24 protein-coding genes and 4 tRNA genes are annotated in these 25,532 nt (G+C 38.8%); 14 read left to right on the top strand and 14 right to left on the bottom strand.

Annotation, left to right across the window (positions count from 1 at the left end; all coding sequences use genetic code 11):
- The 8 genes from ACJJVZ_RS04330 to murB form a co-directional block, all read right to left on the bottom strand.
- On the bottom strand, window positions 1–227 hold a 227-nt coding region (locus ACJJVZ_RS04330; RefSeq protein WP_405621600.1), incomplete at its 3' end, for a GTP-binding protein.
- Between the two features lie 129 nt (window positions 228–356).
- Window positions 357–432 (bottom strand) — tRNA-Thr (locus ACJJVZ_RS04325).
- A gap of 11 nt (window positions 433–443) precedes the next feature.
- A tRNA-Gly gene (locus tag ACJJVZ_RS04320) sits at window positions 444–518 on the bottom strand.
- Between the two features lie 44 nt (window positions 519–562).
- Window positions 563–647 (bottom strand) — tRNA-Tyr (locus ACJJVZ_RS04315).
- 40 nt (window positions 648–687) lie between these two features.
- Window positions 688–763 (bottom strand) — tRNA-Thr (locus ACJJVZ_RS04310).
- Window positions 764–889: 126 nt separating this feature from the next.
- Entirely contained in the window at window positions 890–1,600 is a 711-nt protein-coding gene (locus ACJJVZ_RS04305) for a type III pantothenate kinase (protein ID WP_405598470.1), read from the bottom strand.
- Entirely contained in the window at window positions 1,597–2,589 is a 993-nt protein-coding gene (birA, locus tag ACJJVZ_RS04300; RefSeq protein WP_193156513.1) for a bifunctional biotin--[acetyl-CoA-carboxylase] ligase/biotin operon repressor BirA, read from the bottom strand. The genes ACJJVZ_RS04305 and birA overlap by 4 nt, the downstream gene beginning before the upstream one ends.
- Window positions 2,589–3,596 carry a UDP-N-acetylmuramate dehydrogenase gene (gene murB, locus ACJJVZ_RS04295; protein ID WP_405598467.1) on the bottom strand — a complete coding sequence of 336 codons (1,008 nt, stop codon included), beginning with the start codon at window positions 3,594–3,596 and terminating at the stop codon, window positions 2,589–2,591. The genes birA and murB overlap by 1 nt, the downstream gene beginning before the upstream one ends.
- Window positions 3,597–3,738: 142 nt before the next feature.
- Here murB and ACJJVZ_RS04290 point away from each other — a divergent pair, with 142 nt between their 5' ends.
- Window positions 3,739–5,580 (top strand): M1 family metallopeptidase, encoded by a 1,842-nt coding sequence (locus tag ACJJVZ_RS04290; RefSeq protein WP_405598465.1) that lies wholly within the window; start codon window positions 3,739–3,741, stop codon window positions 5,578–5,580.
- Between the two features lie 217 nt (window positions 5,581–5,797).
- Here the strand turns inward: ACJJVZ_RS04290 and ACJJVZ_RS04285 are convergent, their stop codons facing one another.
- Window positions 5,798–6,397: a DUF2057 domain-containing protein gene (locus ACJJVZ_RS04285; protein ID WP_182701232.1), complete on the bottom strand. Its 600-nt coding sequence runs from the start codon at window positions 6,395–6,397 to the stop codon at window positions 5,798–5,800.
- Between the two features lie 91 nt (window positions 6,398–6,488).
- Between ACJJVZ_RS04285 and ACJJVZ_RS04280 the strand changes: the two genes are divergently transcribed.
- The 3 genes from ACJJVZ_RS04280 to ACJJVZ_RS04270 all read left to right on the top strand — a co-directional run bounded on the left by ACJJVZ_RS04280 (window position 6,489) and on the right by ACJJVZ_RS04270 (window position 9,982).
- Window positions 6,489–6,860, top strand: a complete 372-nt coding sequence (locus ACJJVZ_RS04280) for a histidine triad nucleotide-binding protein (protein WP_182701231.1) — start codon at window positions 6,489–6,491, stop codon at window positions 6,858–6,860.
- A gap of 215 nt (window positions 6,861–7,075) precedes the next feature.
- Window positions 7,076–7,732, top strand: coding sequence for a response regulator transcription factor (locus ACJJVZ_RS04275; RefSeq protein ID WP_077536419.1), 657 nt, complete (start codon window positions 7,076–7,078; stop codon window positions 7,730–7,732).
- A 93-nt stretch (window positions 7,733–7,825) separates the two neighbouring features.
- A complete protein-coding gene (locus tag ACJJVZ_RS04270; RefSeq protein ID WP_405598462.1) occupies window positions 7,826–9,982 on the top strand; it encodes a response regulator in 2,157 nt (718 codons plus the stop codon).
- A gap of 40 nt (window positions 9,983–10,022) precedes the next feature.
- Here the strand turns inward: ACJJVZ_RS04270 and ACJJVZ_RS04265 are convergent, their stop codons facing one another.
- The 5 genes from ACJJVZ_RS04265 to ACJJVZ_RS04245 form a co-directional block, all read right to left on the bottom strand.
- A complete protein-coding gene (locus ACJJVZ_RS04265; protein WP_273050777.1) occupies window positions 10,023–10,598 on the bottom strand; it encodes a hypothetical protein in 576 nt (191 codons plus the stop codon).
- 38 nt (window positions 10,599–10,636) lie between these two features.
- Entirely contained in the window at window positions 10,637–12,052 is a 1,416-nt protein-coding gene (locus ACJJVZ_RS04260) for a mannose-1-phosphate guanylyltransferase/mannose-6-phosphate isomerase (RefSeq protein ID WP_405598460.1), read from the bottom strand.
- Window positions 12,053–12,128: 76 nt separating this feature from the next.
- Window positions 12,129–12,902, bottom strand: coding sequence for an amidohydrolase (locus tag ACJJVZ_RS04255; protein ID WP_193156435.1), 774 nt, complete (start codon window positions 12,900–12,902; stop codon window positions 12,129–12,131).
- Window positions 12,903–13,095: 193 nt separating this feature from the next.
- Window positions 13,096–14,577, bottom strand: a complete 1,482-nt coding sequence (locus ACJJVZ_RS04250) for an FMN-binding glutamate synthase family protein (protein WP_405598458.1) — start codon at window positions 14,575–14,577, stop codon at window positions 13,096–13,098.
- A gap of 98 nt (window positions 14,578–14,675) precedes the next feature.
- The gene (locus tag ACJJVZ_RS04245; protein WP_405598456.1) at window positions 14,676–16,454 is read right to left on the bottom strand and encodes a DUF885 domain-containing protein; all 1,779 of its coding nucleotides are present in this window, start codon (window positions 16,452–16,454) and stop codon (window positions 14,676–14,678) included.
- A gap of 357 nt (window positions 16,455–16,811) precedes the next feature.
- Between ACJJVZ_RS04245 and ACJJVZ_RS04240 the strand changes: the two genes are divergently transcribed.
- From ACJJVZ_RS04240 to ACJJVZ_RS04195, 10 genes are all read left to right on the top strand, one after another.
- Window positions 16,812–17,798, top strand: coding sequence for a GGDEF domain-containing protein (locus tag ACJJVZ_RS04240; RefSeq protein ID WP_405599079.1), 987 nt, complete (start codon window positions 16,812–16,814; stop codon window positions 17,796–17,798).
- 82 nt (window positions 17,799–17,880) lie between these two features.
- Window positions 17,881–18,636: a bifunctional demethylmenaquinone methyltransferase/2-methoxy-6-polyprenyl-1,4-benzoquinol methylase UbiE gene (ubiE, locus tag ACJJVZ_RS04235; RefSeq protein ID WP_193156432.1), complete on the top strand. Its 756-nt coding sequence runs from the start codon at window positions 17,881–17,883 to the stop codon at window positions 18,634–18,636.
- Window positions 18,637–18,649: 13 nt separating this feature from the next.
- Window positions 18,650–19,324, top strand: a complete 675-nt coding sequence (locus tag ACJJVZ_RS04230; RefSeq protein WP_193156431.1) for an SCP2 domain-containing protein — start codon at window positions 18,650–18,652, stop codon at window positions 19,322–19,324.
- Window positions 19,325–19,333: 9 nt separating this feature from the next.
- The gene (ubiB, locus tag ACJJVZ_RS04225; protein ID WP_077536428.1) at window positions 19,334–20,935 is read left to right on the top strand and encodes a ubiquinone biosynthesis regulatory protein kinase UbiB; all 1,602 of its coding nucleotides are present in this window, start codon (window positions 19,334–19,336) and stop codon (window positions 20,933–20,935) included.
- An 80-nt stretch (window positions 20,936–21,015) separates the two neighbouring features.
- Entirely contained in the window at window positions 21,016–21,258 is a 243-nt protein-coding gene (tatA, locus tag ACJJVZ_RS04220; RefSeq protein ID WP_182701220.1) for a twin-arginine translocase TatA/TatE family subunit, read from the top strand.
- Window positions 21,259–21,263: 5 nt separating this feature from the next.
- The gene (gene tatB, locus ACJJVZ_RS04215) at window positions 21,264–21,596 is read left to right on the top strand and encodes a Sec-independent protein translocase protein TatB (protein ID WP_182701219.1); all 333 of its coding nucleotides are present in this window, start codon (window positions 21,264–21,266) and stop codon (window positions 21,594–21,596) included.
- 49 nt (window positions 21,597–21,645) lie between these two features.
- Window positions 21,646–22,386: a twin-arginine translocase subunit TatC gene (gene tatC, locus ACJJVZ_RS04210; protein ID WP_077536431.1), complete on the top strand. Its 741-nt coding sequence runs from the start codon at window positions 21,646–21,648 to the stop codon at window positions 22,384–22,386.
- Window position 22,387: 1 nt separating this feature from the next.
- A complete protein-coding gene (locus tag ACJJVZ_RS04205; RefSeq protein WP_138584378.1) occupies window positions 22,388–22,891 on the top strand; it encodes a hypothetical protein in 504 nt (167 codons plus the stop codon).
- Window positions 22,891–23,676: a TatD family hydrolase gene (locus ACJJVZ_RS04200; RefSeq protein WP_405598451.1), complete on the top strand. Its 786-nt coding sequence runs from the start codon at window positions 22,891–22,893 to the stop codon at window positions 23,674–23,676. The genes ACJJVZ_RS04205 and ACJJVZ_RS04200 overlap by 1 nt, the downstream gene beginning before the upstream one ends.
- Complete coding sequence (locus ACJJVZ_RS04195) at window positions 23,676–25,529, top strand: diguanylate cyclase (protein WP_405598449.1); 1,854 nt, start codon at window positions 23,676–23,678, stop codon at window positions 25,527–25,529. The genes ACJJVZ_RS04200 and ACJJVZ_RS04195 overlap by 1 nt, the downstream gene beginning before the upstream one ends.
- The last annotated feature ends 3 nt before the right edge of the window (window positions 25,530–25,532 follow it).

The raw sequence follows: 25,532 nt of genomic DNA, 5'->3' as shown, positions 1-25,532 counted from the left end.
TGACGAGTTGGTGTATCGTACTCAACGTGTGAAGTTGAGATTGTGATACCACGCTCGCGCTCTTCTGGAGCGTTATCGATTGATGCGAAATCTTTAGCAACACCGCCGTATACTTTTGCAAGTACGTTAGTGATTGCTGCAGTTAGTGTAGTTTTACCGTGGTCAACGTGGCCGATTGTACCAACGTTTACGTGCGGTTTTACGCGTTCAAACTTTTCTTTTGCCATGACGGAACCTATCAGTTTTGTGTATCTAAATTACATATGAAAATAATCCACCAGAGGTAGATTAAGTTAATCTTTTTCAAATAGTATTTTCTGACAGATAAAGGAAGTAATCAAGGAGATTCTTAGGACTGGTGCTGATAGGCAGAGTCGAACTGCCGACCTCACCCTTACCAAGGGTGCGCTCTACCAACTGAGCTATATCAGCAACACAAGAACTGGAGCGGGCAGCGGGAATCGAACCCGCATCATCAGCTTGGAAGGCTGAGGTAATAGCCATTATACGATGCCCGCATAAAAATCTGTTCTTAAACTACCTCTAACCGTCAAGAATAAAGTGGTGGAGGGAGCTGGATTCGAACCAGCGAAGGCTGAGCCGTCAGATTTACAGTCTGATCCCTTTGGCCGCTCGGGAACCCCTCCACGATAATTCTCTACTAATTCACTTCCGGTAAAAGGAAAGTGGTGCCGACTAACCGAGTCGAACGGTTGACCTACTGATTACAAGTCAGTTGCTCTACCAGCTGAGCTAAGTCGGCACTGCTTTAGTACGGGGCGAGATATTAGAGTAAGGTTTATTGGGATGCAACTATAAAATCAAAAAAAGTGTAATTTTTTAGTTTAAATGCTCAATATTCATGCGAAAACACATTTTTTGTGCTTTTTTATGCTGTTTTTCTTAGTTCATACCAATAATTTAATCCCTTCATTACGAGCAATGAATCAAAAATACTTCCTTCAAATTGCTGTTGTAATAGCGAACCATAGCCCCCAGCAAAAATAATCTGCACTGCTTGGTCTGCTTTTTGGGAATCTAAATGTAGCTTGGCTTGTTCAATTGCCCCTATGGTTGCCACTAAAGCACCATTTTTTAAACCATTAGGCGTATTTTTACCCAGTTCATTGGTAAATGGAGCTTTACCATCATCAAAAACACCTTGGGTGTTTTGCGTAAGCGATGAGGTCATTAAATCAAGCCCAGGTAAAATCCAACCACCTAAATGCAGCCCTTCACAATTGAGTACATCAATTGTGGTTGCAGTGCCCGCATCAACAACTATAAATGCTTTGTTAGGGTATAGTTTAAATCCCGCGATTAATGCCAGCCATCTATCTATACCTAAATTACCCACATGCTCGTAAGCGCATACAAGATCTCCAAGTTTTTTGCTTACCTTGGCTTCAAAACAATTAATACTATTACTTGCCGCTTGCGTGAGAATATCGTTTAGTAAATCACTGCGCCCTACACAGGCATAAATCACTTCGGTGATTTTTAACCAAGGTAGGTTATTTATATCTGCTGACTGTGATTGTTCGCGATGCCAAAGTACAGCTTTTAACGATGTATTACCCACATCTATCAGTAATTTCATATTTGCGCCTTTCTAAGGGAGACTTCGCCCCCGTAATAGCTTTTCACTTCGCCATCTTGTCGAATCCGTATGCCTCCTTGTGGATCGATGCCCTCACATATTCCACGCCAGCTTCTATGACCTGTATTTAGCTCAACGCACTCACCTGCAAATGCATTAAGCGAATTCCATTGCTCATACATAGCATGTAAGCCAGTTTGACGGTATTGAACCAAGCGCTGCTCTAAATAATAGGTAAGTGATGCCACCAGTTGGTTTTTATCGAGCTGCTGAGCATGTTGACTTAAATCGGTCCATGCTTGATCTATATGTTGGCTAAAGCTCTGTGGCATTTGTAGGTTTATACCTATACCTATTACGAGCTGACACGGCCCTTGTGGCTGCCCATCAAGTTCAACCAATACGCCAGCTAACTTTTGCTTATTCAAGTAAATATCATTTGGCCACTTCAGTTCTGCTTCAATACTATAAAGCGCTTTAATAGCATCATATACAGCTAAGCCAACAGCAATAGATACCCCCATTGCAGCTTGAATACCATCATCTAATCGCCAAAAATAGCTATAATACAAATTGGCACCAAATGGCGATTGCCATACACGCCCACGACGCCCTCGTCCTGCTTGCTGCATTTCAGCAACAATTACAGTACCTGACTCAAGCTCTGTTTTACTTTGTATGCGGCGCATTAACTCACTATTAGTTGAGTCAATTATAGGGTGCACTTCTACACTCGCTGTTTGTGCACCTAATGCCATGTAATGTTGTTGTATTTTTGATTGATTTAAAAGCCCTGCGTAGTTATTTAAGCGATACCCTTTACCTGTTACTTTAAAAATATCTAAACCCATATCTTGTAAACTTTGCACATGCTTACTTATTGCTGCACGACTGATACCTAACTGTTCACCCAGCGCTTGGCCAGATACGAAGCCACCTTGATTTAAGGCATTTAAAATGGCGAGTTTATTACCATCAGGTGCTTTCACTATGCAGGCTCTCCATATATTTGGCATTCGCTATCTTTATTAATTAAGCGCACTTCGTGCTCTAGCACTATGTTATATTTAGCAAACACGGTATGTTGGATATGTCTAATCATCGTTATGAGGTCACTTCCTTCACTATTTCCATGATTAACTAGTACCAAGGCCTGCTGCTTATGCACCTCAATACCCGCTACTCTATGCCCTTTTAAACCGACTTGGTCAATTAACCAACCTGCCGCTACCTTATGATGGTTTTGCCCGTATTTATAATGAGGTAAATCTGCAAACGACTTTAATAGATCAGCCAGCTGTTGGTTGGTTATTATAGGATTTTTAAAAAAGCTGCCGGCATTCGGTAAAATGTAAGGGTTTGGCAATTTGCTATTGCGCGTTTGTATTACTTGATCGAACACTGCACGAGGCGTAATAGTAGCTAGTTGCTGTAACGGGCCATAACTTAAAACTGGTTGCCATTTTTTAGGTATGGCAAAATACACCTGTGTAATAACCGCTTTATTTTTTAACGCATGTTTAAAAATAGAATCGCGATAGCCAAATTGACACTGCTCGTTAGTTAACGTCATCATCGCTTTATTAGCTATATCAAAATACTCAACTGATTCTATAAACTTGGCGAGCTCTACACCATATGCACCAATATTCTGTACTGGTGATGCACCAACAGTACCAGGAATAAGTGCTAAGTTTTCAAGCCCTGGGATGTTTTTATCTAATAAATGACTCACTAATTGGTGCCAATTTTCGCCTGCTGCAACACAAATTAAATAATCGTTCTCGCGTTCATTAATTTTAATGCCTTTGGTCGCCATTTTAATAACGCTACCAAGATAATCGTTCAAAAATACAGTATTACTGCCTTCACCTAATAAGCAAAAAGGTAGCGTAAAGCTTTGTGTTTTTAGTTGATCAAGATGAGTTATTTCAACAAAACTTTGGCATTGATTCTTTAATGCAAATGTATGTAAATGTTGTAATGCGTGCGCCACAAAGCTCTCTAAATATACCGGTAACTAATCGTGATAGTTTACCCCATCGTCGCAAATTGCGCATCAGAATGTAAAAATTGCTCAACCCTCTTACTCAATCATGATATAAAACCAGCACTTTTTATTTGTGTTTAGGGTAATTATGAAAATTAAACCTCTTTTTTTAAGCCTCGCTATGGCCGGTATGTGTTCGCAAGCAATGGCTAATGCGATTGATCAAAACTCATACGCCAATCTTGATGATGTTATTACGACTCACTTAAGCCTTGATTTAGATGTCGATTTTGCCGACAAGCAGTTAGAAGGTTTTGTTGAGCACACTCTTCAGTGGAACAACAGCAACAGCAAAACACTCGTACTTGATACCCGTGACTTAGACATTGATAAAGTAATGTACCAAGACCAAAGCGGTAACTGGCACAAAGCTAAATTCGATTTAGCTAAACGTGACGATGTGAAAGGCTCAAAACTTACTATTAAGTTTAAAAGCCAAGCTAAAATAGCCCGTATTTACTATAACAGCCGCCCAGAAGCATCTGGTCTGCAATGGTTAACACCAGAGCAAACGGCAAGTAAAACGCACCCATTTATGTACAGCCAATCGCAAGCGATTCATGCACGTAGTTGGATCCCTGTACAAGATACGCCAGCAATGCGTGTAACGTACTCTGCCCGTATTCATACACCAAAAGACATTCGCGCTGTAATGAGTGCCGACAATAAAGACGCACTTTATAAAGATGGCGATTACCACTTTGCTATGCCGCAAGCTATTTCACCTTATCTAATTGCTATTGGCGCGGGTAACTTAGAATTTAAAGCCATGTCACATCAAACTGGTATTTTTGCAGAGCCGACCATTTTAGAAGCCTCAGTTGCTGAGTTTGACGACACTCAAGCGATGATAGACAAAACCAATGCGATGTACGGAGAATATGCTTGGGGCCGTTACGACTTACTCATGCTACCGCCTAGTTTTCCGTTTGGTGGCATGGAAAACCCACGTTTATCGTTTATTACACCTACCGTAGTGGCAGGCGACAAAAGCTTAGTTAACTTAATTGCGCACGAACTAGCGCATTCTTGGTCTGGAAACTTAGTCACTAACGCAACGTGGGAAGATTTATGGTTAAACGAAGGTTTTACCTCATACGTTGAAAACCGCATTATGGAAGAAGTGTTTGGCCGTGACCGCGCTGTTATGGAACAAGCATTAGATTCTGCAGGCCTTCGCGCTCAGCTTAAAACGATTGATGCGCCAGATACACGCCTTAATTTAAAACTAAACGGCCGCGATCCAGACGATGCGTTTAGCTCAGTGCCTTACACTAAAGGTCAGTTATTTTTAATCTACCTAGAAAACAAATATGGTCGTGACAAGTTTGACCCATTTGTAAAAGCATATTTTAAAGAGTTTTCGTTTAAATCACTGACAACTGCGCAATTTGTAACTTATATAAAAGCGAACTTAATTGAAAAGTATCCGGGCGTTGTAAGCATGGACAAAGTAAATGAGTGGATTTTTGAACCAGGCTTACCAAATGATGCGCCAAATCCTACTTCTGATGCATTTGATAAAGTAGACACTGCAACAGCAGCATGGTTAAAAGGCGACACAACGGCTGCTCAATTACCAACTACTGATTGGTCTGTCCATGAATGGTTACACTTTTTAAATAACTTACCACGTGATTTAAGCCAAGATCATATGAAAGAGCTAGATAATGCGTTTAACTTAACGCAATCAACCAATGCTGAGCGTGCATTTGCATGGTTTATGCTTGCTGTAGGTAATGGCTATCAACCAATTTACCCTGCACTTGATGCGCACTTATCTGGCATAGGCCGTCGCAAGTTAATTGTACCTTTGTATAAATCACTGATCACTAACGGTAAAAAAGATTGGGCGCAAAGCGTGTACTTAAAAGCACGTCCGGGTTATCACCCGCTTGCACAAGGCACCATTGACGCATTATTTGAATAAATAATAGTGTTATACCAATTTTATTAAAAACATGATCATTCTAGCGTATTAAATAACTCACTAACGACGTTAAAAATTATTTATATAGAACAACTATGTATCATAATTTTAGCCTTGTTATTGAGCTATTTTCTTATCACTATAATAGATCACTAATTAATGTAATTGGTATTACCAACAAACTAAAAAGGGCCAATTTGGCCCTTTTTTAATAACTTTATTTTGTTACTTTTTCTAAAAATGCTTTTTGCTGAGCTGGTGTTGCTTGTTGCCACCAAAAATCAAGCATATCGGCCGCACTTGGCATGCCTTTTCCGTTAATCGGCGCTATTGGCTTAATCACTTGAGGTTTTAATCGGCTGGTTTGATGCGCAGCAGCCAACTTAGCTGGCATCGCACTCGCCAACTCACTGTTAGAGATTGTCTCAAGCGGTACCGCTAGTGGGTTATCTTTTGTTTTTAGGCTTACCTCTGGTGCTTGTGCAAATGCTTTTGCTGATATCGCATTGCTAGCACGATTAAATACTAACGTATAATTTTTACCTGCCTCTATCGTCACATCAACCCAAAATGGCTCCGACTCAACAACTTCGTGCGTATCGTAATCATCCTCATATAAATCAGTGTATTTTAGCCTTAACTGATAGGTTCCTGGCGCAAGCTCTAAATCATCAACACGGCTAAATAATGAGCTTTCAATAATGCGCTCACCTACTTGTAATGGCACAAACTCTTCAGGAAAATGAATATTCTCTGCCACACTCGATACACTAAACAACAATGCAACTGCACTGCTTAAAAACATTAATTTACGCATATTAGCTCCTTTATTTAATTTCAGTTTGACACTGCTTTGAAAGTTTGTCATTAGTGAGTTTAAACTTCGCAACACTTAATTAGGAACAAATATGAGCCAAGAGACTATTTTCACTAAAATAATAAATCGTGAAATTCCTGCTGATATCATTTACGAAGACGATGACACACTTGCGTTTAAAGATATTAATCCTCAAGCGCCATTTCATGTATTAATTATTCCCAAGCAAGAAATTGCCACTATAAATGATATAAATAATGAAAACTCACACTTAGTTGGTAATTTGTACACTGTTGCCGCAAAACTAGCCAAGCAAAACAACTTTGCTGACGACGGCTACCGCGTTGTTATGAATTGCAATGAACATGGTGGGCAAACTGTATACCACATACACTTACACATGCTCGCAGGCAAAGAAATGGGCTGGCCTCCATACCAAGATACTAAAAAAGTGATTATATAAAATAAGCATATTTGGTATTTTATTCAGAATGAAATTACAAGTGTTATAAAAATCGCTGTCACAAAGTGAATAAAAATTACTTATTTGCAACATTTTGTGTTTAAATAACCGTAAAATCGTACTTGTTTTTAAGTAAAACACCATATTTCTAATACTAAAGGTGTGGGAATCGTGATAAACTTAATCAGTCAGCTTCATATAAGAGTATAAAAAACATGAGCAGCTCTGCCTTTTTGCTATTAGATAAAGAGCCAATTAACACTATTGGCATTAACGTTTTAGAACCTTTGTTAAAAACACAAGGCCTTGACGTAACCACAGGTACTAATATTTTAGATATACCTGAAGGAACTCGATTACTGTTTATTGAAACATCAAGCAAAGATGCATGGGGGAAGTTAAAAGAACAGCTAGTCAACCTACGTATCAAATGCGATATCATATTATTTAACTTAGATGAAAACCCAGAGCTAGCGAACCGCGCCTTATTAAGTGGTATTCGCGGCGTATTTTATACGACCGATAACGCGGATGTATTAATGAAAGGTATTCGCCTACTAATGGAAGATCAGCTTTGGTATCGTCGCGACATAATGTGTAATGCATTAAACCGTATGTTGCAGTTTAATAAAGACGCGCTTCATAAGCTTACCGAAGGTGATATAGAGCCCGTTAAACTCACTAAGCGAGAAAAAGCAATTATTTCGTTAATGAGTAATGGTTCTAAAAATAAAGAAATTGCTGAAGAACTTAGCATTAGCCCACACACAGTAAAAACACACTTATACAGCGCATTTAGAAAAACAAAATGCCGTAACCGTATTGAGTTGTTATCTTGGGCACAGCAAAACATACCAGACGAAATTCGTTAAAAACATTTCGTTTTATTAAAAACAGACACCTTAAGTGTCTGTTTTTGTATGTGCTGATAACATTTAAAATTATACCAATCTGCTGGAACTTTGATGCTCGACTCTTTTACTCTTTATTTTGCCAGCATAGCTATTATGATTGTAATGACCTTGCTCAACTTTTTAACTTGGCGCACAAATAAGCAAATTCCTGGCACATTACTCTATATTTTTTACCCTGTTTTATTATTAAGCTCTATTATTGGTTTTACTATAATAGGCAACACGCACAATCTAGCGATTATTAGCATTTCCAGTAGCATGATGTTCGCAGCCTCAATTGTACATTGTTTATCACTGAGCCAATTTTTGAACTACCAAGGACTTGGTTTCAAGCTTTTTTGCTCTGTTACCGCTTTTAGTATGTTAATACTGGGCTATTACACCTTTTTTGATCCATCTTTGCATGAGCGAGTCGTTGCATCAGACATTCAGCACATAGCAGAAGCCGGATTCTTACTGTTTATTTTTATTAAGTTTGCCCGTAAACCCTACCCTAACGGCAGTATTTTATACATTATCATTTTAAGCCTTGTTGCATTTGGCTTTATTGGGCGGTCATTATTTATGGACAACATTGAAGAACAAAGCTTACTCACAAGCGGCTGGTTTAGTTCGTTGCTATTTTTAAATGGTGTTATTGCGCCTATGTTTTATGCTGCGGGAATGGCGCTATTATGTAACGAACGTCGAGAGCAACACCTCAATAAATTAGCCGATAAAGCACAAAAAGATCTAGAAATACGCGGACTCTTTTTATCGACCATAAGTCACGAAATACGCACTCCCCTTAACGGTATTTTAGGCAGTGCCCAGCTGGTCATGAACCAAACCAGCGATACCCGCAATAAAGCCTATTGCGAGGCGATTATAAATTCTGCCGAGTCACTTAACCTACTAGTCGACAAAGTGCTTGATTATGCAAGCTTAGATCAAAGTGACGAAGCCCTTTACGAAGAAGACATAGAATTTAAAACTTGGCTTAACAATCTGTGTTTATTACTGAGTCCTCTTGCCGAACAAAAACAGCTTACATTTGAATTAACATGTAATATTCCCGAACAGGCCTGCTACTATTGCGATCAGCAAAAACTTAGGCAAATTATTATTAATTTAGTCGGTAATGCCATTAAATTTACTGACCACGGATGCGTCAAAATTCAAGTTGATTTAGTTTTAGAAAAACAGCTTGAGCACACACTAAAAATTAGCGTGAAAGACTCTGGGCCTGGTATTGAAAGCGAAGAAATAGCCTACTTAACTGAACCTTATGTGCAAAGCAGCGCCGGAAAAGAAAAAGGCGGCACCGGTCTTGGCTTAGCAATAACCAGTCGCTTACTTGAAAAACTAAGCAGCCGATTAGAAATTGATAGCCAGCTCGGTACAGGCAGTGTATTTAGCTTTACCGTAACGTTTACTTTGGGCGAACTGAGTTTAGTTGAGCAGCGTCATCAAACTAAAGATTACTTAACAGGCCTTGATATATTGCTTGTAGAAGATTTAGATTTAAACCAAAAAATTGCTATAGAGTTTATGGCCGACGACGAACATAAAATTAAGCTAGCAAAAGACGGGAAAAGCGCAATAGAGCTTATGCAAGCTCATCACTTTGACGTAGTACTACTTGATATGAACTTACCTGACTTAACCGGTCAAGAAGTACTAAAACGCCTAAAACGCATTGATCACAAAAATCAGCGAACCCCAGTACTTGCTTTTACTGCCAGCCTTAGTCCTGACGAAGTTAAAGAGTATTTAGAATTAGGGATAAAAGATATAGTCGGCAAACCAATTAAGCATCAAAAGCTTCGCCAAGCACTTAGTGACTCTCAATCAAATCAAACAGCTAACATTACCGTTGAATTAATAGATACGCTATACGACAAAACAGCCGCCGAAACACTAACAAGTTCATTTAGTGAAGATGAGGTGTCGTCGATTTATAATGAATTTGTGCTTTCGGCACGTAATAAACTTATTCGCTGCCAAAATTTGATCGCTCAGCAACCAGAGCAATGCATTAAACTTTTACATCGCCAAGCAAGTACCGCTCTGCAACTTGGTTTTAATCGCTATGGCATTGAGCTTAAAAAAATAGAGCGCCGTTTACTCGATAAAAAACCTCTCAACAATTCACTTAACGAAGCGCTAGAACTATGGCAAAAAAGCTTAGAGGAATATTTAAAGTTTGTACGCGGGCAGTTAGAGTGAAATTAAAAAAGCGTTAAGATTTTTTATATTGCACTTTGCGTTAATCAAATCTCGCTATCTCTTCAAAGTTAAGACCTGTGAAACCATGTGCTCGCAAGGCACAAAAGAGGTTTAAAGAAATATCTTTATCATTTATACGAGAATCAAAAACATATGTACCTTCAAAGCGATCCTCTGGCATTTTAAATATACAGCTATGCTTCGGTAACTTTTCTTTTTTGAACACCGCTTTTTGTAACCCAATATTTAAACTGGGTAGCATAAAAGTACTCATTTCAACATTCAACATACCCTCTAATTTTCGAGTGATGTTGTAAAAGTACCAATTGTCATTACCGACATAGAAAGGAAGTAGCTCGCCAGAATCTTCGAAAAGTTCAGCTAACTCATTTGCAACATGATCCCTTATAGCAAGGCCTTGTAAATTAATTGCAGTGAAATCACCTAGGGGTGTCTCTTTTTCATTATTATAATGGGCACTAAAATTTATCAGTGTAGACTCTTTTGTAGAAGTATCAGGTTTCCATAACTCAGATTCACATAAAGTTTCATCATCAGGAAAAATGACTCTGTAATGATTAACATCTGGCGTGATTTTATAAATTACTTTACTCATAGATATCAAAACGCTCTTTTTGACATAACTTTGGTTTTTTAATCTCTGCCATATTTGTCATCAAATCGCTCTATATCGTTTTCATCAAGCACTGTACCCGTTTGCACTTCTATGACAATTAACAGCTCTTTTTGATTATTAGCCAAGCTATGGATTTGCTGTGCAGCGATATAACACGACTGGTCATGCGTTAATGTATAGGCTTGCTTGTTAATACATACATCTGCAATACCCGAAACCACAACCCAATGTTCAGCCCGATACTGATGGCGCTGCGTCGACAGTTTAGCTCCACTATTAACAGTAATTTTTTTAACTTTAAGGCCAGTGCCTTCAACCAAAGTACGGTAATTCCCCCATGGGCGAAAAACCACTTGATGATGGTTAAGTTTATCAGCCTGTGTTGTAGCAATTTGCTTAAGTAACAAAGGCAGAGAGTCCAGCTCATGTTGGTTTGCGATTAACGTGGCGTCATGAGTATGAATAATTGCTAAATCACTTACCCCAAGCGTAGCTATTATGTGCTCAGCCTCATTAATAACTAAGTTATTAGTACTTTTTTGAGCCATGTAATTAGCATTCAAACTATTACCGTTTTCATCCTTTTTTGTAAGCCTGTCAAGGGATGAAAAGCTACCAACATCACTCCACTTTAAATCAACAGGCATGACGACCACATTGTTACTACGCTCTAAAATAGCGTAATCGATAGAGTCATTAGGGCAGCTTTCAAGCGCACTTTTATATGGCCGTGTAAAACCTAAATCTTTAGTAAATTTGGCTGCTTGCTCCACGCTAGTTGCTATTTTTGGCGCAAAACGTGCTAACTCTTTCAAATAGACTGTTGGGGTAAATAAAAACATGCCGCTATTCCAGCTATAACCACCTTGAGCTAAATAGCGAGTTGCTGTATCTAAGTTAGGTTTTTCTTTAAATTGGGCAACATCGAAACAACCTGTATTTGTAATGGCTGCGCCCTGTTTTATATAACCATAACCTGTGTGGGGCTCTGTTGGCGTGATTGCAAATGTCACAATTTTACCTTGAATAGCCAGCTCTGAAGCACTCTTTAATTGCTTTATTAGTTTATTAAAATCTTCAATATGATGATCGGCCGGCATCACTAACATCGGTCCTGTAATACCATTTTGCAGTGCGTAATGCGCTGCAAGAGCAATCGCCGGCGCGGTATTTTTACCCTGTGGCTCTAACAATATTACTTGTGGGTTTGCTTGCTCACTTTGTTCAGCGGCAATAAATCGGTGCTGCTCGTTACACACTAAAATAGCGTTACTAAACTGATTACCAGAAACACGTGCAAGCGTGCTTTGCAGTAATGACGTATTTTCACTAAGCAGCGGTAAAAACTGCTTAGGCATTGCTTGGCGAGAAAGCGGCCATAAGCGAGAGCCTATGCCACCAGCTAAAATTACAGGAGTGATTAAAGTATTCATACGGAAATTTGCCGCCACCAGAAAATATCTGCAACTATTTTAACACTTTATTGGCTCGACGCTAAATTAACGCCCCCTACATTAATGTAAAAGGGTCTGCGTCTAAATAGGCAGGAAACGCTGCTTTAAATTCATCTAGTGGCGTTTTTTCAAGCGTGATAGTAACTAGCTGCTCGGTGTTATCCTGCGCTTTTGCGAGTGTACCGCCTTTAAAATCGTATACAGCTGTACCACCGTTATGTGCAATACCATTACCGTCTTCACCCACGCGATTCACGCCCACTACGTAGCACAAGTTCTCTATTGCACGCGCCATGAGTAACGTATCCCAAATATGGCGACGCACAGCAGGCCAATTTGCTACGTTTATCATTACATCGTAGTCGTTGTTATTACGTTGAAATACCGGAAAGCGTAAGTCGTAACACACCTGAGGCAATAATTTAAAACCGTTGATTTCAAAAACTTTACGCGCTTGCCCAGCGACAACAAAATCGCCTTCATTACCTAGGCGAAATAAATGGCGTTTATCGTAATAACTTACATCTCCACTGGGTTTAACCCAATAAAATCGATTCGCTTTTTTATCACCTTGCACAACCAATACCGACCCTGCCACAACCGCATTATGCTTATGTGCTTGCGCTTTTAGCCACATAAGTACTTTGCCATTTTCGGGTTCTGCACAGTCTAGGTTTATAGCAAAGCCAGTCGAAAATGTTTCGGGTAATAAAATGAGATCTGGCCGTTTAGTAATAGCGTCGAGCTGTTTATCAAAAATGGCTAAGTTAGCATCTTTGTCAAGCCAATGTAGCGAGCTTTGTAGTAGTACTAACGTTAAATGTGACATAGCGATAGAAAACCTTTATTAAATATTTACCGGTAAGGAAATGACCTTTGAGCAAAACTTCCAATGAGTTACCTTAGGGCGTGTCTCCATAAGCAGAATAACTTTAGTATTCGTTAAATGGTTCAAATCAATAACATCAACAAGACTCAGTGATGCTCTGCTTCTAATGGTTTCAATCACCTTTTTATCTAACTCACTTATAGTTTTCGTACATTTTATCTAGCGGTTCTGAAAGGCCGCTTTCTTGCACTATACGTACATGCTCACGCTTTAATTCGCGAGCACTACTAACACCACAAGAGTGTGCAATGAGTCCTGCACCATAATGAACATACTTATTATAGTTAGCTACTCGCTGCGCTTTATCGGCCACATTTAAACCTCGTTGCAACCGCTCATTATGCGTAGTGATCCCCGTAGGACAGGTATCTTTATTACACTGCATAGCCTGAATACAGCCAAGAGCAAACATATGACCCCGTGCTGATACTACAAAATCAGCGCCAAGTGCTAGTGCCCAAGCAACCTTTGAAGGGACTATTAGTTTGCCTGAAGCAATAATTTTAATACGATCTCGAAGCCCGTGTTTTTTAAGCATACTGACAACTAACGGTAAACTTTCACGCAGTGGTAAACCCACCGAATCCATAAGAGGTTGCGGAGCTGCGCCAGTCCCTCCATCAGCACTATCAATGGTAATAAAGTCAGGTGCTGACTCTATACCTCGGTGATTAATTTCAGCAAACAAAGTTTCTAACCACCCGTAAGCACCAATAACCGCTTTAAAACCTGCTGGCTTTCCAGTCGCGTTACGCACCATAGCAATCATATCGAGAATATCGCCTGGGTTTTTAATTTCGGGATGACCGTTAGGGCTGATAGAGTCTTGCCCTTCTGGTATGCCTCTGATATTTGCTATTTCGGCGTTAACTTTTCGCCTAGGTAACATACCGCCTTTTCCTGGTTTAGCCCCTTGACTCATTTTTAACTCAAACATTTTTACTTGTTCATGAGCGGCTACTTCTTTGAGTTTTTCAGTACTTAAGTTTCCGTGTTCATCGCGCACACCGTATTTAGCGGTACCAATTTGAAAGACTAAATCAGCTCCACCTTCTAAATGATAAGGGCTCAAGCCACCTTCGCCTGTGTTCATCCAACAACCTGCTAGCTTTGCCCCTTTTGATAAAGCACGTACAGCAGGTTTTGAAAGTGCACCAAAGCTCATACCCGAAACATTAAAGAGTGAATTTGTGGTGTAAGGCTTCTTGCAATAAGGCCCTAAAGTCACATTACTAGGATCGAGCGCTTCTTCGTCAAGCGTGGGGAATGCACAGTTCATAAACATGACGGTGCCTGTTACTTCTAAGCTTTGTGTAGAGCCAAATGCAGCGGTGCGATCAACATCTTTTGCAGCACGATAAACCCAACTGCGTTCTGCACGGTTAAATGGCATTTCTTCTCGGTCTTGAGCAAAAAAATACTGTCTAAAAAACTCACCTTGGCGCTCAAAAAAGTATCGAAAGCGACCAATTACAGGGTAATTACGCCTGATCGCATGCTTAGTTTGTGTCACATCACGAATATAAAAAATAATGACTGTTAACACTAATAACCCTAAAAAAACAATAAACATACTCGCAAATACATCAATACTAAACATTATAAAATTGCTCATCGAAGGCCCCTTGATGGCTGTTTCTAAAATAAAAAAGTGCTATGCCCACCAAAATGACATAACACTTTTATTTGTTCAAGACTTTAACCGTTTTGTGGTTAACTCTGTTGCTTTGCCAACTCAGCTTTTATATACAAACGCACCTGTGTCTCCAGTACTGATAATGGCACTGAACCATGGCGTAAAACTTGATTATGAAACTCACGTATGTCAAAGTTTTTCCCTAGTGCTTGTTCTGCCTCAGCCCGTAAACCCTTAATTGTTAATTCACCAATTTTATAAGATAGCGCTTGTGCAGGCCACGAAATATAGCGGTCTGTTTCGGTTTCTACATTATGTAGCGAAAGCGCAGTGTTTTCGCTCATAAAACTCATTGCCCGCTCTTTGCTCCAGCCATACATATGCATTCCGGTGTCAACGACTAAACGTGCAGCTCGCCACATTTCATACGTTAAACGCCCAAATTGACTATAGGGATTTTGATAAAAACCAGCTTCGATCCCTAAATATTCAGAGTAAAGCCCCCAGCCCTCACCAAATGCTGATAAATAAGCATCGCGACGATAGCTCGGTAAGTTTTCTAGTTCTGCATTGAGTGAGATTTGTAAATGATGCCCAGGTACCGCCTCATGTAAAGTAAGCGCTTCTAAAACATATAAAGGTCGCTTGTCGAGTGCATAAGTGTTAACCCAATAATAACCAGCCTCATCGTCTCGATTGGAACCAAAATAGCGACCTGTTGTGTATTTAGGCGCAATGTTTGCTGGTACTGGCGCTACCCCATAAGGTTTACGTGGCAAAGTATTGAATAACTTAGGAAGCTGAGCATCCATTTTTTTTGCAATGTAAGCGGCCTCTTTTAAAAGCTGCTCTGCTGTGGTGGCATAAAACTGTGGATCCGTACGTAAAAAGTGAATAAATTCAGCAAACGTGCCTTTAAAACCCACTTCTTTTATGACATCTTCCATGTCACTACGAATACGAGCGACCTCTTGTAGGCCTAGCTCATGAATCTCTTTCGGTGTCATTTGAGTCGTAGTGTAGTGCTTAGCTCTATTTTTATAAAAAGCTTCACCGTTGGGTGTTTCTGATATACCAATACTTGTGCGTGCGCCTGGTCGGTACTGCTGCGTAAAAAATGCTAAATAGTGTTTATAAGACTGTATAACCTTTTCTTTTATAATGGCTTCAGCTTTTTTCTGTAGCGCTTTAAATTCACTGTCGCTTAAACCTGCTGTATTCGTTAAAAAGGGTTTATAAAACTCAGACGTCGTCACATCATCGACTATGTAGGCGCTAATTGACTCTTCATAACCTTTTAATACAGCTTGGGGCTGAGTAAGACCCGTCTCGAGACCTTTTTTCATCCAATAGATATTTTGTTCAAAAAAACGAGGCACTTGCACTAATTGTGCTAAATAAGTTTGATAATTTTGCTGCGTTTTATACTGCGAGCTATTTACGATGTACGATAAGCCCGAATGGAAACCATACTCGGATGTAAGCGGCATATAGTGTGCATTAAATACATATTCATCAACGCTATTTTGTATTTGCGCTCTAATAATACTGAAATTTATTTGATTCTCATCACTTAATTTTTCAACGTTTATGACATCTAGTTCAGCAAGTAACTGTATTTTGTTGTTATATTCTCGTGCTAAAAACTCGGGTGACAAATTTGCTAACAAATAACCATCCACCCCATCTAAATTACTGTATGGGCTGATGCTTTGCCTGTAATCAACAATATTTCCCGCTACTTTTGTAAACTGTTGGTCGGCATTGAACGTTGTTATTTGGCACGCACTTAGCGTGCATAAAAGCACCCCACAAAAAAAAGATTGGCGTAGTGGTCGCAGTACAGAATGGTTCATTATAATTAACTTCAGGATATAATATATTTTACAAAAATATCGAAGGTCAAATAAATAGCAAGTAAATGAGACCAAGTTCAGTATTACAATATAACTCACGCCCATTAGCCAATTGCCTTTAGCTGATTAATTTTTAGCTTAAAAAAGCTAAAATTGATGGTAAAATCAGCTATCAAGTTGCCAAAATGAATATTTAAGTTCCTAAGTATCCGTTTTTACTTTTAAATAGTAACCATAACGATTACTGTAGTAAAAAAGAATAAAAGCTTGGATGCAAAACCACCTCAAGGATTGAGTTATTTTAATTGGCACTTGCATGTACTTAGTTGGTATTTACAAATGATGTTCCATGACTCCATGGCTGTAGCACAAGAAAAAATGACTAAAGTGTGTATGTTTTTAGAGCGTTATGCTCTACCCCCTACACCACTTAATTTTCAGGTTGTTTATACCTATATTAGCCAAATAAATAGTGCGCTGAATAATGAAGTAGATCGTAAGATTGCTGAAGATGAATGCATAGATAGTATTTTAATCGAGCATTTATACTTTGAATTTTTAAATTTAGGGCATACAAAACAAGCATCAATAATTCAAAATGTTGATGTTGTAATAAATTCCCTCTCGTTAAGTGCACACAATACAGAAAAGCAAATTGTTCGTTTTGCTGACCACGTAAATGAATGCGTACATAGTTTTGATGAAAATAATGTAGAGCAAAGCCGCCTTGCACTAAAAACTCTCAGCGAGCAGACAAACGCTTTGCTTAAGCAGCAAAAAAAGTTTCAACAAGAATTGAGTAAGGCTAAACAGTTACATAATAAAACCCAAAAACAGCTTACCCAACTTCGCAAAGAGCATATTGTTGATAGTCAAACAGGGCTTTATAAACGCCACTACTTAACACAGCAAACGCAACTATGGACTAATCAAGAAAAATCTATTTGCGCCATTGCAATACAAATAGATAACCTTGACTACTTTACCGATAATTATGGTGACATGATCAGTGAGGTTATTTTAAATAAAGTAGCTAAACAAGTACAAAAATATGTATTTCAAAGTGGCTTAGCGGGTCGAACAGCAAAAGATCAATTTACCGTATTACTTACTGATATCGATCCTGAAACAGCGACATTAATCGCCGAAAAGGTACGTAATGGGGTAGAGAAGTTACGTTTTGTAAGCTCAAAAAGCGGCATTAAATTCCCAGCTATTAATTTATCGTTAGGCATTGCACAACATGATTTGGTAGACAACTTTAATCAACTTGCAAAAAAAGCATCTCAAGCAGCCTTTAAAGCCCGTTCACTTGGACAAAGCTGTTTTACAGCTGGGCATTAAATCACCTGGTAGATCATATTCAAATTGCACCCATACAGCACAATAAAGTACACTAAGCTCTATTGCCACGATAGGATTAATCATGAACGAGACACCAGAAAAGACCACGCATTTTGGCTATAAAACAGTAGCTGAAGACGATAAAGCATCATTGGTTGCAGATGTATTCCACTCAGTAGCAGCAAAATATGACGTGATGAACGATCTGATGTCTTTTGGTGTGCATCGCTTATGGAAACGCCAAACCATTGCGAGCTCTGGTGTACGTAAAGGCCATCATGTTCTTGATTTAGCTGGTGGTACAGGCGATTTAACGGCTAAATTTAGCCAACTAGTGGGTGAAACCGGCCAAGTTGTTTTAGGCGATATTAACTCTTCTATGCTAAAAGTTGGTCGTGAGAAACTGCATAACCTTGGTTTAGTAGGCAATATCGACTACGTGCAAATGAATGCTGAAATGCTGCCATTCCCAGATAACAGCTTTGATGTGATCACTATCGCTTTTGGTTTACGTAATGTAACCGATAAAGACAAAGCTCTTCGTTCTATGTACCGAATTTTAAAGCCGGGTGGCCGTTTGTTGGTCCTCGAGTTTTCAAAACCTGAGCATGAAATACTCAGTAAAGCCTACGATTTTTACTCATTCAATTTATTGCCAACAATGGGCAAACTAGTGGCTAATGACAGCGAGTCGTACAAATATTTAGCTGAATCTATTCGTATGCACCCAGACCAAGATACGTTAAAGACAATGATGGATGAAGCTGGCTTTGAACAAACAACTTATCAAAACCTAACAGGTGGTATTGTTGCACTTCACCGTGGTTTTAAATACTAAGGCAGAGAGTGATATGGTGCTTGAACAAGCAACTGAAAAAAATAATGATGCACTTGATACATCTACTTTTTTTATGCTACCAAACTTTGTACTTTCGCTTATTGAGCGCGTACTGAATCAAGCACTCAAACTCGACCCACAGCTTTTGCCAAAACTAAACGCTGTTAAGCAACAGCGCTTAGTTATTGAAGTGAGAGATTGGCAACAAACAATTCAACTTGTTTTCGCTGATGATAAACTGCATTTATATTCGGCGCAAAACAGCGACAATGCTGATTGTATGATTAGCGCTGATATTGATACGCTCATTGCACTCAAAAATCCAGCGATGCTTACGCAGCTTATACGCCAAGACAAACTCGATTTGCAAGGCGATTTACATATTGCTCAAACCTACAGTAATGCATTCTCTAGTTTAGATATTGATTGGCCAGAACAGCTATCAAAGCATATTGGCGATGCGCCAGCCCAGCAACTGTATTTACAATTAACCTCGCTTAAGCAGCAAGGCAGTAAAGTAAAAAAACAGTTAAGCACTACACTTACCAGTTTATGTCAAGATGAGCTTGCTATTACGATTCATCCATTAGAACTTGAGCAATTTAAACAACAAAACCGAGTACTTAAAAGTCAAGTTGCTGTTGTTGAACAGCGTATAAACGCCCTCCTAAACATTAAAACTCGCTAAGGATTTTTTGTGTCGACTGCACGATTGTATTACATCACTAAAACACTGCTTAGCTACGGGTTGGATGAGTTAGTTCCTAAACATAAAACGCCTTGGTTTGCCAAAATTGCACGAGGCAGCTTATTTTGGTTGCGCAATCAACATAAAGAAAAACCAGCAGGTTTGCGTTTACGCTTAGCATTACAAGAACTTGGGCCTGTGTGGATTAAATTTGGTCAAATGCTTTCTACTCGGCGCGATTTACTACCGCACGATATCGCTCTAGAGCTCGCATTTTTACAAGATCAAGTACAACCTTTTGAAGGTGAACTTGCACAAAAAATTATAGAAAAATCCCTTGGTATAAATGATATTAGCGAGTTATTTAGTGAGTTTTCGCAAACACCACTGGCCTCAGCATCAATAGCACAAGTACATACAGCTAAATTAATTGACGATCAAAGCATTGCACAAGATGTCGTCATTAAAGTTATCCGACCTAATATTCATGAGCAAATTAATGCCGATTTAGCGTTAATGGAAAAGCTCGCCAAGGTACTTGCCACAGTACACAATGAGTCAAAACGTCTACGCCCAGTAGAGGTTGTTAAAGAATATAAGAAAACGCTGCTCGATGAGCTCGACTTAATGCGCGAAGGAGCTAATGGTATTCAGCTTAAGCGTAACTTTGAAGACTCTGACTCGCTTTATATCCCTGCTGTGTATAGTGATTACAGTCGTCATAATATATTGGTGATGGAGCGCATTTACGGTATTCCCGTATCAGATACCGATGCATTATTAGCACAAAACACTAATATGAAATTACTTGCGGAACGTGGCGTAGAGGTGTTTTTTACACAAGTATTTAGAGACAGTTTTTTTCATGCTGACATGCATCCTGGCAATATTTTTGTATCTCGTGAGCATCCTGAAAACCCAAAATATATTGGCATCGACTGCGGCATTGTTGGCACACTGAATAAAGAAGACAAACGCTATTTAGCTGAAAACTTTATCGCCTTTTTTAATCGAGATTATCGCCAAGTTGCACAGCTGCATGTCGATTCAGGCTGGGTGCCAGCCGACACCAGCATTGAAGAATTTGAATTTGCAATTCGTACTGTCTGCGAGCCTATATTTAATAAGCCTTTAGCCGAAATTTCGTTTGGTCATGTACTTGTTAATTTATTCAATACTGCTCGCCGTTTTAATATGCAGGTACAACCGCAATTAGTCTTACTGCAAAAAACACTACTGTATGTTGAAGGTTTAGGCCGCCAACTTTATCCACAGCTAGATTTATGGAAAACAGCTAAGCCCTTTTTAGAAGATTGGGTAAAGCAGCAAGTTGGTCCGTTATCAGTACTAAAAAAGATGTATGCTAATTTACCTTTTTGGGCAGAAAAAATGCCTGAATTACCTGATTTAATTTATCAAAATTTAAAACGAACACCTCAAGCTCAAATGCATATTCAAAAGGCATCCCATAAACCGTTAGTGTTAAGTTTGTTTGCGAGTGCGACGATGATCATGTCGGCGCTTTGTTATTTACAGCATGATTTAGTTGCTGCAAGTATTGCAATTTCTTGCTCAATAGTAGGTTTTATAGCAGCATGGCGCAGCGAATAAACTAAGTGCTATTTACGCTAGTCGGCGTATAATTAGTATTTAAAATATACATTTAACCGTTTTATATATTGGAGAAAACCATGGGCAATATGGGTATTTGGCAATTACTGATTGTTTTAGCGATAATCGTTGTACTTTTTGGCACAAAGAAATTACGCGGCATGGGTAGTGATTTAGGCGGTGCAGTTAAAGGGTTTAAAAAAGCTATATCTGATGATAAAGACGTAGATAAAGATATGGCTGAGCAAATTCAAAAATCAGAAAACGCAACACCTACTGAGCCTACCAACACTGACAAAACCAAAGATAATAATAAGGCTTAATTAGCATGGGTATGTGGGAGCTTGTTATTGTTTTAATTGTTGGCTTAGTCGTATTAGGCCCCGAGCGTTTACCTGTCGCTATTAGAACGGTGAGTCGCTGGATAAAAACAGCTAAATCTTTAGCAAACTCAGTGAAAGCCGAAGTAAGTGAAGAATTGCGTGTGCACGAATTACACGAAAATCTTAAAAAAGCTGAGCAACAAAATTTAAAAGATCTAAGCCCTGAACTACAAAGTTCGTTAAGTGAGCTACAGCAGGCCGCACAATCAGTAACCCACAGCTATAAAAAAGATCACATAGAAAAACCCAATAACCACCAAGTTGATGAAAAAAAGTGAAACTAACCACTCTCAATTTGGTCAACTTATTTATATGGTATAAGAAGTAATGGCTGAGGAAGTAAAATCAGGGTTTGTTGCTCATTTAATTGAGTTGCGCGACCGGCTCATTAAATCGCTATTAAGTATTTTAGCTATTTTTATTGCCATTGCGTATTTTTCAAACGATATCTATACATTTGTCGCAGCACCATTGGTTTCGCACTTACCAAGTACCGCGACGATGATTGCAACCGATGTAACAGCACCGTTTTTTGCTCCCTTTAAACTGACATTATTTGTGGCTTTATTTGGATCTATTCCGTGGATACTGCATCAAATTTGGGGATTTATAGCACCTGGTTTATACCAGCACGAAAAACGTATGCTCATGCCCATACTCGCCTCTAGTATTATTTTATTTTATAGTGGCATTGCATTTTGCTACTTCGCAGTGTTACCTATTATTTTAGGCTTTTTTACAAGTACAGGCCCTGAGATGATGACTCTTGCGCCCGATATAAGTAGCTACTTGAGTTTTGTATTGAAATTATTTTTTGCGTTTGGCATTGCCTTTGAAATACCGGTAGCCATTATGCTTTTATGCTGGAGCGGCGCAACAACAACGCAAAGCTTAAAAGAAAAGCGCCCTTATATTATTGTAGGCGTTTTTGTATTGGCTATGTTTTTAACGCCGCCCGATGTGTTATCACAAACCTTATTAGCGATACCCATGCTGATTTTGTTTGAACTAGGTTTAATTCTAGCGAAATTTTATACCGTTAAACCACAACAAGAATCTGAGGAATAAAATGAAAAAACAACTACTACCATTATTAGCTTTACTAAGTATCCCTGTAGCACATGCTGATGAAATTAACCTGCAGGCACTTCAAGCGTGTACATTTATTGAAAATGATTTTAACCGTTTACTTTGCTACGACAATGTTATGGCTGGTAAGCCATTGAGCAAACCAGCAGCAGCTACACAATCTCTACAAAATACCTCACCAGCTTCAGTAGTTGCCATTGCAAATACTACAAAAACAAAAAATGGCGATTTTGGTTTAGAGCATAAAGAGATTGCGAAAGAAAATGACGATGAAATCACAGCAGCGGTGAGTAGTATTGAAGAAGCGGCTTATGGCGAGCTGATTATTACGCTAGATAACGGCCAACAATGGCGTCAAATTGGTTCAGATAGTATGCGTTTAAAAACAGCAGATACTATTGTAATCAGTCGTGGCGTATTTAACTCATTTTTATTAAAAAAAGATGGTCAAAACCGCTCTATTCGCGTTAAACGAACTAAATAATGCTATATACCTTAATTGATTCTGGGGTTAATTTAACCAACCATCAATTTGATAATCAGCATTACGATATTGTGCATCGCGCAAAAGATGCTGGTGTTCGTCATATGCTAATTATTGGCTGTGATATAGCTAGTAGCGAGCAATCGCTTGAACTTGCTATAAAGTTTCAACAATATTCTACAGCGGGTATACACCCTCACGATGCAAAATCAGCGACCGAAGAACTAGAAAATCAGCTAACCAGCCTCGCAAGCCACAATCATGTTATTGCGATTGGTGAATGTGGATTAGATTATAACCGTGACTTTTCACCTAGAGATACTCAACGCAGCGTCTTTAGGCGCCAACTTGCGCTTGCTGAAAGTTTAAACTTGCCTGTTTATTTACATGAACGTGATGCTTTTGAAGATATGCTTGCTATTCTCAAAGAGTTTAACGTGCGAGGAATATTACACTGTTTTACCGGCGATGCTAATGCATTGCAAAGCTATTTAGATTTAGGGCTTTATATAGGTATTACGGGCTGGGTGTGCGACGAAAGGCGCGGTATAGAACTGCAAAAGCTAATACCAAGCATTCCAATAGAGCGGTTGTTAATTGAAACTGATGCACCATTTTTAATTCCACGCACAGTTAAACCTAAGCCCAAATCACGTAAAAATGAACCTTCATTACTACCTTATATTTGCCAAACACTGGCTCAACTTTACCAAATAGATGAAAAGATAATAGCAAAGCAAACTACAGAAAACTTCTATCAACTTTTTAGTCTAGAGACACGTTAATGGCATACGCAAAAGCATTATTTAGCCTATTAATGTTACTTTGCGCATTTTTTTCTTTTGCAAACCCTATAATAATAAACCAAGATTTCAAGCAACAAAACATCAATAGTTTACACTACTCTTTTGCCCCCACATCGCTATTAAACGCAACACAAAGCGATTTTAAAAAATGGCAAAAAATAACAAATAAACCACTTAACTTAGGTTTTGAAAAACGACCTGTATGGCTTTATTTTACATTGAAAAATACATTAAACTACGATGTAGCTCCTTTGCTCTCACTTGATAATCCGTTATTAAATGAAGCTCAGGTATTTCACTTATATAATTCAGAACTACTTTCCCATAGCCAAGTTGGTGATACGTTTAAACTCGCCGAGCGCCCTATAAAAAGTGAATCATTATTAGTTAAGTTAACGTTGCCCGCAAATAGCATAACGACTGTTATACTCAAAGTGACTAACGATGGAGGATTGCGTATACCGCTTACTTTATGGCAACAAGATGCCTATTTAGCCCATAAAAGTAAAATTAATCTAATATACGGTTTGATTATTGGTTTTGTTTTTTCGTTGGCCTTAAGTTGTCTTGTTTTGTATGGTTTTTCAAAGAAGCCCTACTTTGCTTACGTGAGTATAATAACGCTTACCTTGGGCTTACTGCTTTCATATTTTTGTGGGTTTGGTGTGCGCTACTTTCATCCTAACTTTCCCGCAATCCAGCAAATAATAATTCCTATTTTAATTATGATAATTACATTATTGTTTTTACCTTTGCAGCAACAAATTTGCCAACTTAAATCCTCTTTTTTATTGCATACACAAAATATAACAAGCAGTTTATTTGCGATTTTACTGTTATTTATTTGGTTGCTACCAAGCTCAATGGCTACGCTTCTTTGTTTAGCTATTACGCCTATTGTATTAAGCCTTTACCTTTTGACTACACTAATATGTATACGAACTAACCCTTCTAAACCAAGTAAAGCACTGCTATTTTCACTCAGCTCATTTTTAGTGGTTATGCTGTACTTTAGCGTTGTTGTTTTTGACTTATATGCGTTTAATCGAAGTAGCCTTACGTTTGTTTTTATTTGCTTTTTAGGTTGTGCTTTTAGCCTGTGTTACGCGGCAATGAAACAATCTATTTTAGAACACGACAAACAGGTAGTAACGCAACAAACCTTAATTGCTGAGAGTGCAGCTCAAGATGCGTTACTAAAAGAGCGCCTTGCCTTACAAGAAGAAGCAAGCCAAGAACTTGAAGCACAAGTTGATGAACGCACCTTTGAACTACAAGTAACCTTAAGAGAACTTGAAGAAAAAAATAGAGAGCTTGAACAACTCAATACTGAAGATGCTTTAACCGGTGTAAAAAATCGTCGATTCTTTGATAAAAAATTAATAATGGAATTGCGTCGCTCTCGCCGTGAACAAACCCCGTTGAGTATAATTATGCTTGATATCGATCACTTTAAATTAGTCAATGATACATACGGGCATTTAACTGGCGATCAAGTAATTAAAGCAGTGTCTGGTATTATTAAGAACAATTTAAAACGCCCACTTGATGAGGTCGCACGTTATGGCGGTGAAGAGTTTGTAGTGCTTTTACCAAACACACCACAAAATGGAGCATTTGATATTGCAGAGCAAATGCGCAAAGCAATCGCAAAAAGTGCCGTAACGGTTGCGAGTACTGAAATTAAATTTACAATTAGCGCAGGTATTTATACCTGTGTTGCCGATGATATTAACAAACCTGAAATTTTTACTGAATGCGCCGATAAAGCGCTTTATTACGCTAAACAAAACGGCCGCGATCAAGTAGTTACCTTTCCAATCCCACAGTAGGAG

Source organism: Pseudoalteromonas sp. Ld19 (assembly GCF_045064135.1).
Taxonomy (GTDB): domain Bacteria; phylum Pseudomonadota; class Gammaproteobacteria; order Enterobacterales; family Alteromonadaceae; genus Pseudoalteromonas; species Pseudoalteromonas aliena.
The sequence above is the reverse complement of the archived record's forward strand: the minus strand, read 5'-3'. Positions and strand labels throughout refer to the sequence as shown.

Bases quoted from the DNA above. Each gene is read 5' to 3' on its own strand.
- ACJJVZ_RS04305 (WP_405598470.1), bottom strand. From the start codon at position 1,600: ATGAAATTACTGATAGATGTGGGTAATACATCGTTAAAAGCTGTACTT.
- ACJJVZ_RS04290 (WP_405598465.1), top strand. From the start codon at position 3,739: ATGAAAATTAAACCTCTTTTTTTAAGCCTCGCTATGGCCGGTATGTGT.
- ACJJVZ_RS04285 (WP_182701232.1), bottom strand. From the start codon at position 6,397: ATGCGTAAATTAATGTTTTTAAGCAGTGCAGTTGCATTGTTGTTTAGT.
- ACJJVZ_RS04280 (WP_182701231.1), top strand. From the start codon at position 6,489: ATGAGCCAAGAGACTATTTTCACTAAAATAATAAATCGTGAAATTCCT.
- ACJJVZ_RS04275 (WP_077536419.1), top strand. From the start codon at position 7,076: ATGAGCAGCTCTGCCTTTTTGCTATTAGATAAAGAGCCAATTAACACT.
- ACJJVZ_RS04270 (WP_405598462.1), top strand. From the start codon at position 7,826: ATGCTCGACTCTTTTACTCTTTATTTTGCCAGCATAGCTATTATGATT.
- ACJJVZ_RS04265 (WP_273050777.1), bottom strand. From the start codon at position 10,598: ATGAGTAAAGTAATTTATAAAATCACGCCAGATGTTAATCATTACAGA.
- ACJJVZ_RS04260 (WP_405598460.1), bottom strand. From the start codon at position 12,052: ATGAATACTTTAATCACTCCTGTAATTTTAGCTGGTGGCATAGGCTCT.
- ACJJVZ_RS04255 (WP_193156435.1), bottom strand. From the start codon at position 12,902: ATGTCACATTTAACGTTAGTACTACTACAAAGCTCGCTACATTGGCTT.
- ACJJVZ_RS04250 (WP_405598458.1), bottom strand. From the start codon at position 14,577: ATGAGCAATTTTATAATGTTTAGTATTGATGTATTTGCGAGTATGTTT.
- ACJJVZ_RS04245 (WP_405598456.1), bottom strand. From the start codon at position 16,454: ATGAACCATTCTGTACTGCGACCACTACGCCAATCTTTTTTTTGTGGG.
- ACJJVZ_RS04240 (WP_405599079.1), top strand. From the start codon at position 16,812: ATGGCTGTAGCACAAGAAAAAATGACTAAAGTGTGTATGTTTTTAGAG.
- ubiE (WP_193156432.1), top strand. From the start codon at position 17,881: ATGAACGAGACACCAGAAAAGACCACGCATTTTGGCTATAAAACAGTA.
- ACJJVZ_RS04230 (WP_193156431.1), top strand. From the start codon at position 18,650: ATGGTGCTTGAACAAGCAACTGAAAAAAATAATGATGCACTTGATACA.
- tatA (WP_182701220.1), top strand. From the start codon at position 21,016: ATGGGCAATATGGGTATTTGGCAATTACTGATTGTTTTAGCGATAATC.
- tatB (WP_182701219.1), top strand. From the start codon at position 21,264: ATGGGTATGTGGGAGCTTGTTATTGTTTTAATTGTTGGCTTAGTCGTA.
- tatC (WP_077536431.1), top strand. From the start codon at position 21,646: ATGGCTGAGGAAGTAAAATCAGGGTTTGTTGCTCATTTAATTGAGTTG.
- ACJJVZ_RS04205 (WP_138584378.1), top strand. From the start codon at position 22,388: ATGAAAAAACAACTACTACCATTATTAGCTTTACTAAGTATCCCTGTA.
- ACJJVZ_RS04200 (WP_405598451.1), top strand. From the start codon at position 22,891: ATGCTATATACCTTAATTGATTCTGGGGTTAATTTAACCAACCATCAA.
- ACJJVZ_RS04195 (WP_405598449.1), top strand. From the start codon at position 23,676: ATGGCATACGCAAAAGCATTATTTAGCCTATTAATGTTACTTTGCGCA.